The organism is Flavobacterium sp. UW10123, assembly GCF_040538975.1.
Classification (GTDB): domain Bacteria; phylum Bacteroidota; class Bacteroidia; order Flavobacteriales; family Flavobacteriaceae; genus Flavobacterium.
Genome location: NZ_JBEWQE010000011.1, coordinates 87,632 through 104,228 on the forward strand (window position 1 = coordinate 87,632; position 16,597 = coordinate 104,228).

A 16,597-nucleotide genomic window follows, 5' to 3' on the forward strand; every position below is an offset into this window, starting at 1 on the left:
TCTTTTTTCAACAAAACATTGATCTTTTGAATGATCAAACCAAATAATTCAAATTCATGAACGTACTTAAAATTTTACTTTTAGTCGGTTTGTTTTCAATAGCAAATTCGATTAAAGCACAAAAAGTAAATCAGATTGATACTTTAAGCTGTCCTATTACGCAAAATGATTTATTGCTTTCAGGAAAGTTATTTGCAAGTGCGACACCAATTTTACTTCGTGTATACAACGAAGATTACGAATATGCTGTTTTTCAGTTAGGTAAAAGAAAAAGCAGTATCTACTTATATTTTAAAATTTTTACAGATAATGTTTGTGTAAAAAAAGAACAGCCTCTGGAATTATATTTCAAAAACGGAGATCGCTATTTATTAAAAAATAGTTTTCAAGTTAATTGTGACGGAACTGCAGCTTTAGAGCTTAGAAGAAAAGATATTAAGAAGCTAATGTCAAACTCCATAAGCACAATAAAGTTTTTTACGTTTAAAAAAGACTATGAATTTAGTCCCACTGAAGTTGACAATCAAAATATAAGGTTTTATCTGCACTGTTTAAAGCTCTACAAAGTGAGGAAGAAAAAATAAATGAATTACGAGAATTTGATATCATCTAAAATATAATCTCTAAAAAAACAAAATATGCCATTTCCAGAATTGAACCTTTCATTAGGACTTACAGATAACGACGGTTCTGTTTTTTATGCAGGAAGCGGAGAAGGAAAAGTAATTGTAAAAACAGATTCTGCTTTAAAAAAGCATAGTATCAATATCACAATTTCAGAACAAGAGGTTGGATCGGTTTATTTGAATACTAATTTGAAAGGTGTCGAAATTCCTGCTGAAATAGAGATTCCGGTTTATCAAATGATAGTTACAGATGATAAAACAAACGAGAAAGAAGTATATAAAGTTACTCGTGATACTTTTTTCTATAAAGAGCAAACAAAGAAAAAAGGATTATGGAGTTTTCTGGGTTTAAAATTCTTAGCTCCAAATAACTTTCTTTTTGAAAATATTCCTTTTGAACCTTTAAAAGAAGAAATGGAAACGTATGACATTTCACGATACAGACAGTTAAATGAAGATAAACTTACCTATACTTTTCAAAAGGAAGAACAAAATATTCAGCTTTTTGCAGGTGATATTAATACACTAAAAGTGGAGAAGGGAATAAGCTATTTTGTAATTGTTGATGAGAAAAAAGGGCAGAGGTTTATTGGAGATATACTATACAGAGAAAAATTCCTAAAACTCACTCCATCAGTAAAACTGCATATCATAAAACGTAAGAAGGTTTCTAAGGAAATGGAAACAGATAAAAAAGGCCGAGCTAATAAGTTGATTTATATTTAAAAAGTAAAATATGAAAGGAGCATTTTACAAACTTCCGATAGATTTTAATAGCGTAATGCAAAAAAAAGAGCTAGAAAAAACTTCGATTGAGCATTCTATCGCGCAACAGATCATTTTACTGGCCACTACAACATTTGGTGAGTGCAAGTTTGATGAAACGTTTGGATCAAAAATCTGGGAAATCGACTTTGATTTACTGATGAATGAAAATACGTTAAAAGAAATTATTTCAAAAACAATGAAACAGTCTTTGGCTTTTCATGAAAAGAGAATAAAAGTAAAAGAGCTTATCGTTGAATTATCAGAAACAAGGTATTTTGTTGATGATGTCAGTAGGTCAAAAAAGAAAGTTGATATAATAATAGAAGCCACAATAAAAAGCACAAACCGTGATTTTGATTTTAGAGGATACTTTTTTGTTGGGCCGTTATCATATAAATAGCCTTTTTTAGTAATATTTTTATTTCAGTAGGCTTCAAAAAGATTTATTTGCTTTTTAAAGACTTGATAACTTGTGAATTACATATTGTAAATAAAGTTTTATTAAATTGTTTATTATTATAAGATTTTATTTATATATTTACAGTATAAATAAATAAATAATTAAAAATTTTTCATTATGTCGTTTTTAACATCATTAACAGTAGCAGGAAAAGATTACAAAGTATTAAACGTTAGTTATGATTTAGCTCAAGAAACAGATGCTTCTGGGCGCCCATCTACAGTAACACGTGGAGGAAGAATTATGATTGAAGTTGAATCAACTGGAAGCACTGAATTGTTTGAGTGGATGACTAACAATTTCGAAAGAAAAGACGGGTCAGTAAAATTCATCAAACGTGATTCAAACGCTACTTTAAAAGAGCTAAAGTTTACAGAAGCTTACATGGTTAAGTACAAAGAAAACTTTGATCATAACAGTGACAATCCATTAACTGAAACTTTTATGATTTCTGCTCGCAAAATTTCGATGGGTGGAGGAGAATTTGATAATGCTTGGGTATAATCCTTTGGGCTTTATCAATCTTTATTAAACTAAAAGGAAGTCCGATAATTGGACTTCCTTTTTTGTTTTTCTATTTTGAAATATCCAGTTTTCAATTATTATGAATCGGATTTTCGCACTTCCTAAATTAATTATCTAAACAAATCTACAAATGAGTTTTTTATCTAAATTACATATAGACGGAGAAGAATTTAATGTTCTTGAATTTAATATTGGTTTTAAACAAGAAATCGACACAACAAGCAAGCCTACAGGAAACGCTAAAGGCGGAGTTATAAAAATGATAATTGAAGCAAGTCAGAACAGTCATTTTTTATCTTGGATGTTAAATGGTGATTTGACCAAGGATGGAAAAATTATTTTTTACAGAAGAGATGCATTGAGTAAAATGAAAGAACTTACGTTTACGAAAGCATTTTGTGTTGGTTATGATGAGCAGTTTACAAGCACTACCGAAATCCCAATGAGAATTACGATGGAATTAGTGGCAAAAGAATTGACTTTTGGAGATGCTAAATTCTCAAATAATTGGATTGCTTTAGATTAATTGTTTAATGCTGATTAAAAACAAGGACACATTATTATGGCACATTTTTCCGAACAAGTACATATAACTATAGGCAGTTTTACCCAAAACGTTGTTTATTATGATCTAAAGCTATCTCAAAAAATGGCCGACCATCATCATTTTTCTTTCGTTTGGCAATATACTGGCAAAGCGGTAATTAATCCTGCAGACCAAGCTAAAGCACTGAGAACCTATCTTGGCGATGAGGTAATTTTTACTTTTAAAAGTCTTACAGGAATTAGACTAATGAGCAAAGGTATAATTACAGAACTATCCTCTATTGATGTTGATGGAAGCCCGGCAGGATTGCATGTTTCTGGCGTAAGTCACAGTATCGTTATTGATGACATGAAAAAAGCAAGAACATTTAAAGACCGCAGTATGGATGATATCGTACTGAGTATTTTTGCTGAAGGACCAGGAGAATTTTATCAGAGAGAGTCTATTAAATCAACCTATCTAAAAGAATTTAAAAACCTTTTGCAATACAACGAAACCAGTTTTGAGTTTCTAAAAAGATTGGCGACTCGTTATGGACAATGGTTTTATTTTGATGGAATGCGTATGCAGTTCGGACAGACAAAAAATAGCCAAACTAAATTGATTAATGGTGCTTCATTGCATAGTTTTAAGATACAGGCCAATATGAGCTCGCATAAAATTTCGCTGAATGGGTATGATTATAAAAATGTATCGACTCTTCGCGAAGCAGCTACTAAAACTTCATCTGGCAGTAAAGACAGTTTTGCTGCTATTGTAGGTTACAATCAAGGAACTGTAGCAAATTCTGATTTGAACAATGGCTCTTATACTGCGAATGCAACAAATAAAGACGAACTTGATGAGATGGTAAAACTACAAACTGCAGGCAGTGATGCCAATAGTGTATATTATAGCGGTATTTCTTATTTTCCAATTGGTTTAGGACAGGTTTTTACAATTCAAAATCAGACGGTTCAGCACGAATTAATAGCTATTGAAGTGGTACATCATTCTCAGGTACATGGAAATTATTCTTGTGAATTTAAAGCAATTCCTGCAGATGTATCTGCACCGCATTACACCGATGTATTTGTTTACGGTAAAGCCGAAACACAGCCAGCACACGTAAAAGAAAATAATGATCCAGAAGGGTTAGGACGTGTAAGAGTCGAATTTTACGGTGCAAGCGGTACGGCAGTGACAGATTGGATAAGAATGGTACAGCCTTATTCTGGTTCAGGAAAAGGATTCTATTTTGTTCCAGAAATTGGAGAAGAGGTTTTAATTGGTTTTGAAGGTAACAATGTACAGAATCCGTATGTGATTGGAGCCCAATATAACGGACAAGATTCAAGCGGTTACGCAGATGCACAGAACAATATAAAAGCAATTCATACTCGTAGCGGACATGTTATAAAATTTACTGAAGACGAGAGCATCATAATTGCTGATAAAAACGGAAACGAAATACTAATGGATACTGTTGGTGGTAATATTAGCATTACAGCAAACAATACGATTGATCTTAATGCACAAAATATCAATTTTAATGCTTCGCAGAATATTACTGCTAATGCAGGAATGAATATTACAGAAAGTGCAGGAGCCGATAAAATGAGTATTGTAGGTATGATGCTTAATACTACTGTTGGTGGTGATAGTATGTTATCAGTTATGGGGAATTTTATGGAAAATATTGAAGGTAATTTGGAATCTCATACAGCTAAAGAAAGGCAAGAAATTGGAGTAAAAGGAATTGACAATAGTAGTGAAGGTGGAATAAATAAACACTCTAAAAAAGAAATGCAGGTTAATAGTGCCGAAAAATCTAAATCTTACTAATGTATGAGCAGAATAAGAATTGTAGGAGGCACTATAACAAAAACTACTGGCGGAGATCATAATATTTATTCGGAAGGTAATATTGTTTATAATTCAGGTACATCAGTTAGTTTAACTAGCGATGCAGGTATTAGTTATGGGGAGCCGAAAGCTCCACCTGTAAAAATAGTGAATGAAGCTGTTAAAGAAATTGAGCTTTTAACAACTTTAGATTTGGGATCTAAGAATGATAGATCAGGAACAACTCAACTCGGAATGATTTTTGGAAAAGCATATCATTTTAAAGTAAAGAGTTATGTTAAAAGTCCTCCAGCAATTATCACAGATATAAAATGGATGATTAAGTACCATAGCCTATCACAAAATAAGTGGTTAGAAATACCTCTTTCAACAAAGGGAGATTCGGTAACAATAACGATGAATGATGAAGATATGTGTGGACGTTTTGTTTATGTTCGAGCATTTATAAATGATCCTGAGAAAGAAGGTGAATATAAAGAATGGAAACATAATCGTTTTAGGTGGTTTGATAGAATGCTTGTTGAAGACGAAATAACTGAGCGTACTGACCATGCTAAACCTTGGTTAGTTAACCAGTCAGGAACTTCTTTATGTGGTATGGCATGCATATTTTATTTATTTGCTAAAGAACAGCCAGATGTCTATAAAAAATTTGCAAAGGAACTTTTTAGAACAGGAGTTGCTACAGTTAATAGTTATACAGTCAAACCAAGTATTGAGGTTTTAGAGAAAGAGCCTTTTATAGGAGGGAAAGTAAATGTGAAATTTCCAACACACTATGAGAAAGGTAAAAGAGTAAATATGCCTTTAATTGACTACATAACATTGGCAGGAACTAGAAATACTAACAATCCAAAATATAAGGGAGGAGAAGAGGAATTTCAAGCAATAAATTGGCCACCATTAATGATAGAACTATCTGAAAAATTGCTTGGATATAAAGATGTTAGTTCAAAAGGAGTTTATAATCCTGTAAAGCCTTTAGTATTTACTACTTTAGATATTAAAAATAAAATTAACGATATTAATGTAAAAATAAAATTAGGTTATAAACTAATGCTAATGATCGATTCTGATTTAATTGATGATATCTGGGATACTTCTTCTTTAGACTTGCACTGGGTAGTTTTAGAATCTCCAGTAATATGGAGTTACAAAGCAGGCATTTTTGGTGCAAAACAAGATGAAATAGATTTTAAAGTATATAGTTGGGGTACAGATCCTAATGGGGCTTCTCGATATCTAACGAAAAAAATTACGTCTACACATTTTATGAATAATTATAATGGGTATATTAAAGTTAAGTAATTATGAAGAAAAAAACATTAACCTGTTTTATTTTACTTGGTGTGTTCCTTGCGGTGACATATTGTTGTCATAAAATTTTAGAATATTATGAAGAGTGTAACTGTTCAAAAAATGAATTTGTAGCAAACGGACAAAACATTTGGGTTGAATTTGGTTCAAGCTTTAATCTATCTGATTTAAAAGCTATGACTATAGAGGTTTTGGGAAAGAAAAAAATTAAATACATTAAACTTCAAAAAGCTAATTATTTTAATCGATATGAAATTTTGATCAATGCTAAAATAATGGTTTCAGACACATTATTGATAAAAGTAAGGAATCAAAAAATTAAAATATATGATTTTAAGAATGGAGGTATAAGACAAAAGGCGGGACAAAATAAAGGTGTTTATTTTTGTGGAATTGAGAGCTATAAAATAGATTCTAAAATCATTGATAATCAAGGGTTAAATACAATATATGTAGAGGAATAATATATAAGTAAAAAATGTTTTTTTGTTTCATTGTTAAAATTTGCATATTCACATTTCCCTGAAAGATTTTAATATTTATCCTACAAGCTAGACGCTCGTGCCAGCGGGGAAACCGATCCATTTGGGAGCTCTAAATATTAAAAAAAAAACTAACATCTAATCATTTTATGAATAATTATAATGGCTATATCAAGTTAAAATAAATAAAAGTAATGAGAAAAAAAATATTTTGGTTCGTACTTTTTGTTTTGGCAATTGGATTGTATATTTTTTTAATGGATCGTAGACAAAATAACATAAAATCTGAAATTTGTACAAATTGTACAAATGATACAATCGTTAATTTAAGAAACGGAGACTTGTCATTGATTTTTAGCAATAGATATGAAAAAATGACTAAAGAGAAAATGACAATGCAGGTAATAAGGAAGGGTAAAGTTTTTGAAGAATTGAACTACACAAAGAAAAATGCTAATACTCAAATAGAACTAGAATTAGAACAGTATAAATTATATACAACGGACAGCTTAAAAATAACTTTTAGTAATAGCAAATTTGTATATATCCATGGGTTTGAAAATGAGGCTGAATATGCACATGGAGAACATTTCGTAGGTTGTTTTTTATTATACTATAAAGTAGACAATCAGGAAGGACAAATTATTCGCGACGGATCCCGAATTAATATCCTATGATTCTATTAGATTCACCAAAAGGTGTACCACCTGAAATGCAAACTTTTAAGTCAATGTAAACATGAAAAAAGCAATTGTTTTAGTTATTATTATCATTTTGGGGTACTTTTTGCTAAACGAATACTATCTTAAAAATATGCCATGCAGGACAGAGGATGGCACCTATGAAATTTGGGGAAATACACCTGTTCAAATAAATGATAAAATTAATAATGCAGAATGTGAGTGTATCAGCGAAACATTGATAAAAGAAAAATCACCACTTGTATTAAATGATAATCAAATAGAAATAATAAAAAAAGAACTTCCTAAATGGGCTGTTAAAAATGTAAAAGATTTTACGGAAAATGAGAGAGTGAATCTATCAGGTCAGTTTGAAAAGCTTACCAATAAAGAGTTTCTAGAAAAACTAGAGTATGAATATACTTTCATAGATTCTAGTTATCTGACTTGTTTTGTGCCTGTCTATACCTTTACATTTGAATCGACTAAAGCTTATATACCAAACTATCAATGTGTGTATGAGAATTACAAAAAAGCTAAAAAGAATAACAATTCACTGAAAATAAAAACACCAGATTATCCAATTATAGAATCTAAATCTTGGGCAGCAAATCTTGGAGATAAGGCCATCTAATTATTGATCGAGAACATGAAGAAAATAATTATAATCTCCATTAGTGTATTAATTCTAATATATGTTGTTGTAGTAACTATAAAAAAAGTCAATTGGAATTTGAATCATTCTGTTGGTGAAAAAATCGATAGTCTAAATGGTATAAATGTATACTATAATGGAGGTGTAGGTAATTCGACAGGTAGAAATCTGACCGATGATGGTTACAATTTGGGAATGAAATACCAATGTGTGGAGTTTATTAAAAGATATTATTATCAATGTCTAAAACACAAAATGCCTGATTCCTATGGAAATGCTTTAGATTTTTATGATAAAACGGTTGGAGATGGAAAAATGAATGAAAAAAGAAACTTAATTCAGTTTTCAAATCCAAGTAAAGAAAAACCAAAAGAAAATGACATTATAATTTATAATAAATCACTGCTTAATCCTTATGGTCATGTTGCAATTATTTCTAAGGTTGAAGAAAATTTTATCGAAATAATTCAGCAAAATCCAGGGCCATTTTCGAGTTCTAGAGAGAACATAAAACTTCAGAATTTTAATGGACAATGGTTCTTAGAAAATAATCGGATTCTGGGGAGATTGGCAAAGAAAAATTTATAAAGAGAATTGTTTTTTAAAATAGATTAAGCTTTTTATTAATATATCATTTAGTTTAAAAAGGTTCTTAGCAATACTATAATAAATAATGAGACAAGACAGAATAAAAGACAGAGTGCTAAAAAGAGCTGCTAGGTCATGGGGCTTTTCAGATGTTGAGATGGAAACATCTTTTGATCCTGTAGTATCAATGATGCTTAATGCATTGTCTTACGAGTTAGAAAAAGTAGCTCATGAGCTTGAAGACTCAAAAACTCGTGTAGTTGAAAGGGTTTTAGAAATTATGTTTCCAGAAGTTACTACAGGAGTAAAACCTGCAAGAGCAATTTTGCATGCTTTACCTATAGAGAATAATATGAAAGTTTCACTGCAGAATCAGATGTCGGCAAATCGAAGAATTCATAATATTTACAATCCTTTGGCGCCAATTACTAAAGAAATTGCGCTGTCGCCAACATTAGAAGTAAAGCTGTCGTCTGCAGAGATAAAATATGTGGCGTATGAGCGTAATTTGTTTGAGATTTCGAATCTTTTTTATAAAGATAGCATACGAGATTATAAGAATTCATTGCCTTCTGGTGTTGTGTTCTTAGGAATTGAATTAACCAATCCGAAAGTTGAAGAAATCGAAGATTTAATGTTATATATTGACATTAAAAATATACATCAGAAAGAAATGTTTCATTACTATTTAAAGCAAATGAAATGTTTTCAGGATGATGTGCAAATTGATGTAGAAGAAGGTTACAATGTTCCTGTAAACAATATTGATATTGAGAATATTATCAATCGTAATTACACGCATTTGAGCGAAATTATGCAGGAAGTAAATGAGTTTTATTTTGATAATTTTTATACCCTGAAAGGATCATTAAAATATAAACCGCTTAATGAATACAGTTCAGAGTATAAATGCTTTGAAGCTGTAACAGAAAGAAATGATAATCCGATTATTTGGGTAAAAATGATTTTTCCAGAATCGTTAATTCCGCAAATATTAGACAATGTTTCTTTTACCGCAAATTGCTTCCCTGTAATAAACAAAAAGAAGCATATTATCAATAAAACGCTTGGTAATTTCTTGTCTTATATCGCATTAGAAACAGACAATAATTTCTATTTGGATGTTGATACCGTTATCGATGGATTCAATAATCATTATGAAATAAAAGAGTTTAAAGATGGTGTGCTTGAAGAAGGAAATGCCGTATTAAGAACAGGCGGTGTTTCGAGATTTGATTCTAGAAGTGCATCAGAGTTACTTCAAAATGTATTAGATTTGTTAAAAGATGAAAGTTCTTCTTTTGCCGGTTTGGGTAAAGACTTTATGAACAGTTCTTTGGTTGAAATAAATCAGCTTTTAGCTTCTGTAGAACAACAGGCGAGAGAAAGTAGTTTTTCTAAAAATAATGATCCTTACATAATGATTAAGCCAAAGTTTGACGAATCTTTAGGAAAGTCCTTTGCTATACATTATTGGTCAACTTGTGCAGAAGAAGGAAATGACATCAAAGCAGGAACTGTTTTAGAATCTAAAGAAGATATGCTGTTTGTAAGTAAAGAGGCAGTTTTGGTTACCAATACTGTGGGCGGAATGAACAAGCAGAATAATAAAGACCGTATTTTGGCTTATAGAAATGCTTTACTTACTCGTGGCAGAATCGTAACATTTGCAGATATAAAAGCGTTTGGGTTTAATCATTTTAAAAGCTATCTAACAGATATAAGAATAGAAAAAGGAACGCGAAAAGAAATTTCTGTAAAAGCAGGTTTTAGTAGAACGGTAGATATTTATCTAAAAATAAATGCAACAGAGAGAAATTATCTATCAACTACAGAATGGGATTATTTATGTGAAAGTTTTATAAAGAACTTAAAAAATAGGTCATCAAACGTATTTCCTTATCGACTTTTCATAGAAGAATAAAAAAATGAAAAAACGCCGAAAAAATTGCTTTTCGGCGTTTTTGTTTAATAGAGATTTATTTTGGTTTTACTGGTATTTTTTATCTGTTAGCGTTTTCATAAAAGCAACTAGTGCCTTTTCTGCTTTTACCGTTAAATTTAGTTTGTCAAAAGGAAGTGTTTGGTTTTCTACTTCATAACCTAAACCAATTCCGCCACCTTTATTGTAAAAAGAAACCACTTCTTCTAGAGTTTTAAAAACTCCGTTGTGCATGTATGGAGCAGTTACAGCTGCATTTCTAACAGTTGGCGTTTTAAAAGCGCCAATTAACTGAGGCATTTGGTTGTAAATGTAACGGCCCTTATCTGGACTTAAGGATGTCCCTGACGGCTCACTCGGAGTTCCGATAACTTCGTGTTCGGTTTTGGAATAACTTGGAGGAACAGTTCCATTAAATAAAGGCGTAAAATGGCAAGTCGCGCATTTTGCTTTTCCCATAAACAGGTTCATTCCCTCAATTTCTTCTTTGTTTAAGATATTCTTATTTCCTCTCATATATTCATCAAATCTCGAATCAAAAGCATTTAATGAGCGTACATAACTGGCAATGGCATTTTGAATCTGCCAAGCTTCAGGTTTTGAATTTTTTGGATAGGCTTTTTTAAAGAGTGCAACATATTCTTTATCCTGCTGAATTTTAGCATGAATGTTTTCCATTGAGCCATGCATTTCATCTTTATTCTGAATCACATCAACACTTTGTTTTTCTAAGTCCAGTTGACGCATATCCCAAAATTGAGCATTCTGCAGAGAAGCATAAGTTAGAGTAGGAGTGTTTCGTGGTAAATTCATTCCAGTTAATGAAACATTTGTTTTTAAGCCATCTGTAAAAGCTTTTTCTGGATTATGGCAAGTTGCACAGCTTCGGTCATTATTTTTGGAAAGACTTTTGTCATAAAACAATTTTTCGCCTAAAACCGCTTTTTCTTTAGCAAAATTATACTCTTTAGAAAGCACAAAAGCATTTACATCAAAAGCATCTTTATCAAATAAAGTTTCAATTGTTGGTTTTAGCGGACTGCTTTTCTTGACATTTTTTATGTTTTCTTCTTTCTGAAAAGCTTTTAAATTTTTTGAAATCGGATTTAAATATTCTGAAATGAAAACTGCGCGATTGAAAGCATTGAAATTAGTATTGTCGGTACAGTACTTTTGAGCTTTTTTAGTAATTTCTTTTAAAGCAGACAATGATTTATTACCTGCATTAATCTTTTCAAGAGTTTCAGGAATTGAGATTAAACTTTCTCTGGCTTCAGGAATTGAAGATTGCAAAATCGGACTATCAAAACCAGTTATTCCCAAAGCAATAACTCTAAAAACATTCTGCTGAATGGCATCCAAAACGTAATCATCACTTATTGTAATGACTTCAAAAGTACTTTTAAGTTGTTTGATATTCGATTTAAAAATATTCAATTCTCGTATTAAATCTTCTTTGCTTTTACTGTCATATTCTGGATAAATCATTTCTTCCATAACTTGAAAACCATGAGGTTCAAATGATCGGTTTTCTTCCAATTCCATTTCGTCAAGAGCAGGGCCATTCATAAATCTAGCAGTTTCAGGAATAAAATATTCAATTGCCCATTCGACTTTTTTGTAAGCCAGACGTGATTTTTTAAATTGCTCTACAATTTCTTTTTGTGAAGAATTGCTTTTTGTAAGCTTTTGAAATTGAGTTATTTCATTACTAAGTTTACTTAAATCGACAAGCAATTCTTGTTTAACCGTTGGTTTTAAGGCTTCGTTTTCTTTGCATGAATAGAAAAAAGAAAACAGTAGGAATAGAAAGGTAAAATATTTTAATTTCATAGTGGAGTTGTAATAGAAACAACCCTTATCGGAAAATAAGGGTTGTCAATAGATTTTGGTAGAAATTATTAGCGTTGTACGTTTCTAATAATTACAGTTTGTCCTCCCTCTTTGTTAGTTTGAGTTCCTGAACCATCAGCATTTTTAAATGCATCACTTTGCCAAGTATGGGGGTGAATATTTACAGTGAAAGTATCTGGAACACCAATGATATCTGAAATGTCTTGCATAGCTCCAAATTCCCAGCTTCCAAATCTCATTTCACCTGTTTGGTTATAAAGTGTATTCCAAGCTGTATCCGTTCTTTTGTGGTTCATGTTTAACCACGCTTTATTTTGTTTTGTAGCAATATTGTATTGCCAGATGTACGAATCGTGTTTCGCATCTGCATAATAACTGTCTCCATCTTCCTGAATATATACATAGTTTTCAGTCACACATAAGTTATCAGGATTGATAATTCCAGTTCCAGGAGTACTGTCACCTTCAACAGCCAATTCTAAAGTTCCTTTTAATGGGTTTGTTGCGTCTAATTTTACTCTATAAACTCTTCCCCACATGGTGTATCCTTCAACAGGAGCGTTGTTAGTTGCCTGACCAGTTGCAGTAAAATAGATTTCTCTATTGTTGCTTGCGCTTCCCTTTCTGTAATCTACGTCTTCAACTCTTGAAAAGCGAATTGCTTTTAAATCATTAACCGTTGTATTGATTACAGCTCCAGTTAAGTTTTTTGCATTCGGAATTTCAACAAATTCAACTGGGTATGAATTGTTTAACTTCATAGTAGTTTCAACCTGATTTCCGTCAGTTCTTTTTAAAGCGTATAATTTTCCGTTAGATAAATCACCAACTGTACTTACGTACATGATTAACTGACCAGCACTTACATGAGAAGTTGCATACGATTGATCTTCTCCAATTAAAATAACTGTTTTCCCAGGATAAGCTTCTTTTGGAAGCGGAACAGCGTTTTCCATACTTGCTTTCCCTAAAGCTGGTAAAACTCTGTCTTTTCTTGCTTTATCAGAAGATAATCCAAGAGGGTTAATTCCGTGAACCATACTTTCCTGACCGCTTTCTCCTGCAGTTAAAAAAACTGGTCCAAACCCATGAATTTCTGGAGTTGCCAAAGTAGCAGAACATAAACGAGTAAGACCTCCAACACCATCAACGATATAATCTCCTTTTACAGGTTTGAAAGTTTTATCTAAATAAACTCTTGATACAGATTGGATAATTTCGTGGTTGGTAATCATAATGTATCCATCACCATTTGGATCTTTCATTAATCCAGCTCCGTCTGGCTGTGCTCCATAAACAAAAGAAGGTGAATTTGGAAGTACATCTGCACTTGTAATTAAAGTACTGATTTTTAAGTTTTCAAAACCTGTTTGAGCATAGACAAAAGGAGGTACTTTTGAATGTGAAGTAAAATCGATGCTTGCGTTTACATCGTTTTTTGAATCTTTGTCATCATTTTGACAGCTTATTGCAGTAAGACCTGCAAGTCCAAGCAAGGTAACTGATTTTAAAAAGTTAGCTTTCATAAGTGTTTTTTATTTTTTTGATTAAGGCAAAGCTATCTCTCTAAAACAAAGTACACGTTATGTTAATTTTTTCTTAACGCTAATAAATGTAAGTCTTATATTATGAAAAGGTAAATTGAAAGTTGTGAATGTAAATTTAAGACTCCTAAAAAAATCTTAAAATCATTTGAATAGCTGATTTAAATTGGTTGCTTTCTTCTCTTTCAGTTTTTTAACAATCTTGAGAAAAGCAATCGCAGTTATATATGCGTCTCCCAAAGCAGTGTGACGATCTTTTTTTGAAATATCAAATTTATCGGCTAAGTCATCTAAAGTATAATGATCTTTCCTTTCAAATAAATGTGACTGAATTAAAGTCTTTTTGTATAAATAAGCCGTATCTAAAGTTTTGTTTGTCAATTGCGGAAGTCCATTTCTTTCTAAAGCCTTATTGATCATCGTGACGTCAAAAATGGTATGATGTGCAATAATTATCGAGTCTCCTAAAAAATCTAAAAACTGCTGTAAAGCTTCTAATTCAGTCGGCCGTTTGACAAGCAGATCTTTTAAAATACCATGAATTTGAGCGGTCGATTTATCATAATGATCTTGTTCCAAATAAACTTCAAAACTATCCTGTACATTAATAATTCCGTTTTGAAGAATCAATGCGCCAATGCACAAAATACGATCATTATCATAATCAAATCCAGTAGTTTCGGTATCTAAAACCACAAAACGAGTTTCTTCGATTGTAACATTTTCATCGAATAGATTGTTTTCTTCCTTCTTCCAAAAATTGAATAAACTCATTATTATACTAGATTTGAGATATTAAAACGTATTGAAATAAGTTCCTGAAGTTCTTTTATAGTTTTAAAAGTACGTTTCAGTTTAATTTTTTCCATTTTGGTTAAAGACTCCAATTCGATAAACTGACCAGAATCATGATGCAACAATCCTTGTTTGGTTCTAAATTTCAGTAAAGCTTTAAACGAATATGAACAAGACAAATATAATTCTCTGTTATTTGGTTCCAGTTCGGCCAATTTCTCAAAACGTTCCGCCGTATTACTGATTCCTTTTATCGAATGAGATAAAATCAAAACGCGTGCAGCGTCGGTTAAAGGCATTAAAGCTCTTCTTTTGATGTCGAAATTATCTTTGTTTGCGCCATCTTGTTCAACTAAAAATTGTCTAAAGAAGCCAGTCGGCGAAGGACTTTGCAAAGCACCGCTCACCAAATGCATATAAAAAATTGGATTAGCTTTTATGGTTTCAAAAATATAATCTGATAATTGATTTACAGTTTCGGAATCGCCATAAGTTTTGCTGTAATCGAAGAAAATAAACGAGAGTAAAACTTCATTTTTCCCTGGATTGGTAATCCAATGATGTACTTGAGTTTTCCATTCATCCAGACTCATACACCATTTTGGACTTGAAGCCATCATATCGGCAGGGCAATAATCATAGCCAATTTCAAAAAGACCTTTATTGACAAGTCCTGCAAATTTGTGAAAGTACACTCTAGTTTCATCTCTAAAAACCTCATTGACATTTTCGTATACAATCGCATTATCCTGATCCGTATGCAGCATTTGTTCGCCACGTCCTTGACTTCCAAGCGCTAACCAAGCAAATTTTACAGGTGGCGGACTGCTCATTTTTTCTAAACAAATTTCGATAACTCGAGTAGTGCAGGCTTCATTTAATTCTGTAATGATTTTGGTAATCAAAGTCATCGGAATATTTTGATCCAAATAACCTTGAAGCAATTGCATAATTCGATTGCGAATTGGCTTTATCTCTTTAATTTTTTTAGTACGTTTTAACGCTTTTATCAAAACCGCGGGATTATTTCCGAGCGCCACCATAACGTCGTGTTTCGATAAAATTCCGACCGCTTTGGTATTTACTGTACCGTCTTTAGTTAAACACAAATGACTGATATTGCTTTTCATCATCGCCATTTGAGCCTCGGTAACCGTCATTTTTTTAGGATATGTAATTACCGGTTTCGTCATTATCGTTTCAGCAGTAGTCGTAATCGGAAAATCGCCAGTAACAATTTTATTTCGAAGATCTTTATCGGTCAAAATGCCAATTGGAAGCATTTCATCTACAATCAAAATCGCGCCGACTTTTTTCTTATTCATAATCTTTGCCACTTCCTTAACTGTTGTTGACGGACTGCAGGTAACTATTTTTTTCGAATATTTGATTGGCGCTAAGTCAAATGAATGATTGCTCGAATGCAGGTTTTCATTCAGCTGATCATCACCATATAATTTGTCTTTATGAATATCAGAGTACGGATTTCGCGTATTAGAAGCATAACTTTCTATCAAGAAATTACCAACATTTCGGTTTTCAAGAGCATAGGGTTTAAAAACGGCAATCGGAATAGCGTAAAGAATACTTTCTTCATGCGCTACAGCTTCCATTATGTAATTTTCTTGTGCCAAAAGCGGACGAAGTCCAAAAATATCGCCTTCGTCACACATGTCTAAAACAGTATTTTTAGTGCTTTTTTTCAAAGCCACAGCGCCTTTGTGAACGACATAAAAAGAGTCGTGAGTTTTGTCATTTTCGGCAAAAACCACAGCATCCTTTTCTTTATAAATAATAGAAATCTGTTCAGACAGTTTTTCTAAATCTCTCTGATGCAAAAAATTAAACGGCGGATAATTCTTTAAAAAGTCCGCGACTCTTTGTGAAATGGTATTTTTCATGTGGCTAGATTAAAGTTCTAAAATACTATTTAAAAATTAAACGTAAAATAAACACTAAAGTTTATTTT

Annotated in this window: 16 protein-coding genes; 12 read left to right on the forward strand and 4 right to left on the reverse strand. The window is 32.0% G+C overall.

Features of this window, described 5'->3' with window-relative positions; genetic code table 11:
* Window positions 1-56: 56 nt before the first annotated feature.
* From ABXT06_RS14115 to ABXT06_RS14170, 12 genes are all read left to right on the forward strand, one after another.
* Window positions 57-584, forward strand: a complete 528-nt coding sequence (locus ABXT06_RS14115; protein ID WP_354591320.1) for a hypothetical protein — start codon at window positions 57-59, stop codon at window positions 582-584.
* A 54-nt stretch (window positions 585-638) separates the two neighbouring features.
* Complete coding sequence (locus tag ABXT06_RS14120; protein WP_354591321.1) at window positions 639-1,352, forward strand: hypothetical protein; 714 nt, start codon at window positions 639-641, stop codon at window positions 1,350-1,352.
* 10 nt (window positions 1,353-1,362) lie between these two features.
* Window positions 1,363-1,794 carry a GPW/gp25 family protein gene (locus ABXT06_RS14125; protein ID WP_111424126.1) on the forward strand — a complete coding sequence of 144 codons (432 nt, stop codon included), beginning with the start codon at window positions 1,363-1,365 and terminating at the stop codon, window positions 1,792-1,794.
* 177 nt (window positions 1,795-1,971) lie between these two features.
* Entirely contained in the window at window positions 1,972-2,358 is a 387-nt protein-coding gene (tssD, locus tag ABXT06_RS14130) for a type VI secretion system tube protein TssD (protein ID WP_029269192.1), read from the forward strand.
* Window positions 2,359-2,509: 151 nt separating this feature from the next.
* The gene (gene tssD / locus ABXT06_RS14135; protein WP_354591322.1) at window positions 2,510-2,905 is read left to right on the forward strand and encodes a type VI secretion system tube protein TssD; all 396 of its coding nucleotides are present in this window, start codon (window positions 2,510-2,512) and stop codon (window positions 2,903-2,905) included.
* Window positions 2,906-3,028: 123 nt separating this feature from the next.
* Window positions 3,029-4,750, forward strand: coding sequence for a type VI secretion system Vgr family protein (locus ABXT06_RS14140; RefSeq protein WP_354591323.1), 1,722 nt, complete (start codon window positions 3,029-3,031; stop codon window positions 4,748-4,750).
* Window positions 4,751-4,753: 3 nt separating this feature from the next.
* A complete protein-coding gene (locus tag ABXT06_RS14145) occupies window positions 4,754-6,079 on the forward strand; it encodes a hypothetical protein (protein WP_354591324.1) in 1,326 nt (441 codons plus the stop codon).
* A gap of 2 nt (window positions 6,080-6,081) precedes the next feature.
* Entirely contained in the window at window positions 6,082-6,552 is a 471-nt protein-coding gene (locus ABXT06_RS14150) for a hypothetical protein (RefSeq protein WP_354591325.1), read from the forward strand.
* A gap of 212 nt (window positions 6,553-6,764) precedes the next feature.
* Entirely contained in the window at window positions 6,765-7,247 is a 483-nt protein-coding gene (locus ABXT06_RS14155; protein WP_354591326.1) for a hypothetical protein, read from the forward strand.
* Between the two features lie 61 nt (window positions 7,248-7,308).
* Window positions 7,309-7,884: a hypothetical protein gene (locus ABXT06_RS14160; RefSeq protein WP_354591327.1), complete on the forward strand. Its 576-nt coding sequence runs from the start codon at window positions 7,309-7,311 to the stop codon at window positions 7,882-7,884.
* A 15-nt stretch (window positions 7,885-7,899) separates the two neighbouring features.
* Window positions 7,900-8,493, forward strand: a complete 594-nt coding sequence (locus ABXT06_RS14165; RefSeq protein WP_354591328.1) for a CHAP domain-containing protein — start codon at window positions 7,900-7,902, stop codon at window positions 8,491-8,493.
* 85 nt (window positions 8,494-8,578) lie between these two features.
* Entirely contained in the window at window positions 8,579-10,417 is a 1,839-nt protein-coding gene (locus tag ABXT06_RS14170; protein WP_354591329.1) for a type VI secretion system baseplate subunit TssF, read from the forward strand.
* 66 nt (window positions 10,418-10,483) lie between these two features.
* Here ABXT06_RS14170 and ABXT06_RS14175 read toward each other — a convergent pair whose 3' ends face one another.
* From ABXT06_RS14175 to ABXT06_RS14190, 4 genes are all read right to left on the reverse strand, one after another.
* Window positions 10,484-12,268 carry a cytochrome-c peroxidase gene (locus ABXT06_RS14175; protein ID WP_354591330.1) on the reverse strand — a complete coding sequence of 595 codons (1,785 nt, stop codon included), beginning with the start codon at window positions 12,266-12,268 and terminating at the stop codon, window positions 10,484-10,486.
* Between the two features lie 68 nt (window positions 12,269-12,336).
* On the reverse strand, window positions 12,337-13,815 hold the full coding sequence (locus ABXT06_RS14180) for a PhoX family protein (RefSeq protein ID WP_354591331.1): 1,479 nt from the start codon (window positions 13,813-13,815) through the stop codon (window positions 12,337-12,339).
* Window positions 13,816-13,977: 162 nt separating this feature from the next.
* Window positions 13,978-14,607: a 3'-5' exonuclease gene (locus ABXT06_RS14185; protein ID WP_354591332.1), complete on the reverse strand. Its 630-nt coding sequence runs from the start codon at window positions 14,605-14,607 to the stop codon at window positions 13,978-13,980.
* A 2-nt stretch (window positions 14,608-14,609) separates the two neighbouring features.
* Window positions 14,610-16,529, reverse strand: a complete 1,920-nt coding sequence (locus ABXT06_RS14190; protein ID WP_354591333.1) for a DUF294 nucleotidyltransferase-like domain-containing protein — start codon at window positions 16,527-16,529, stop codon at window positions 14,610-14,612.
* Window positions 16,530-16,597 lie beyond the last annotated feature (68 nt).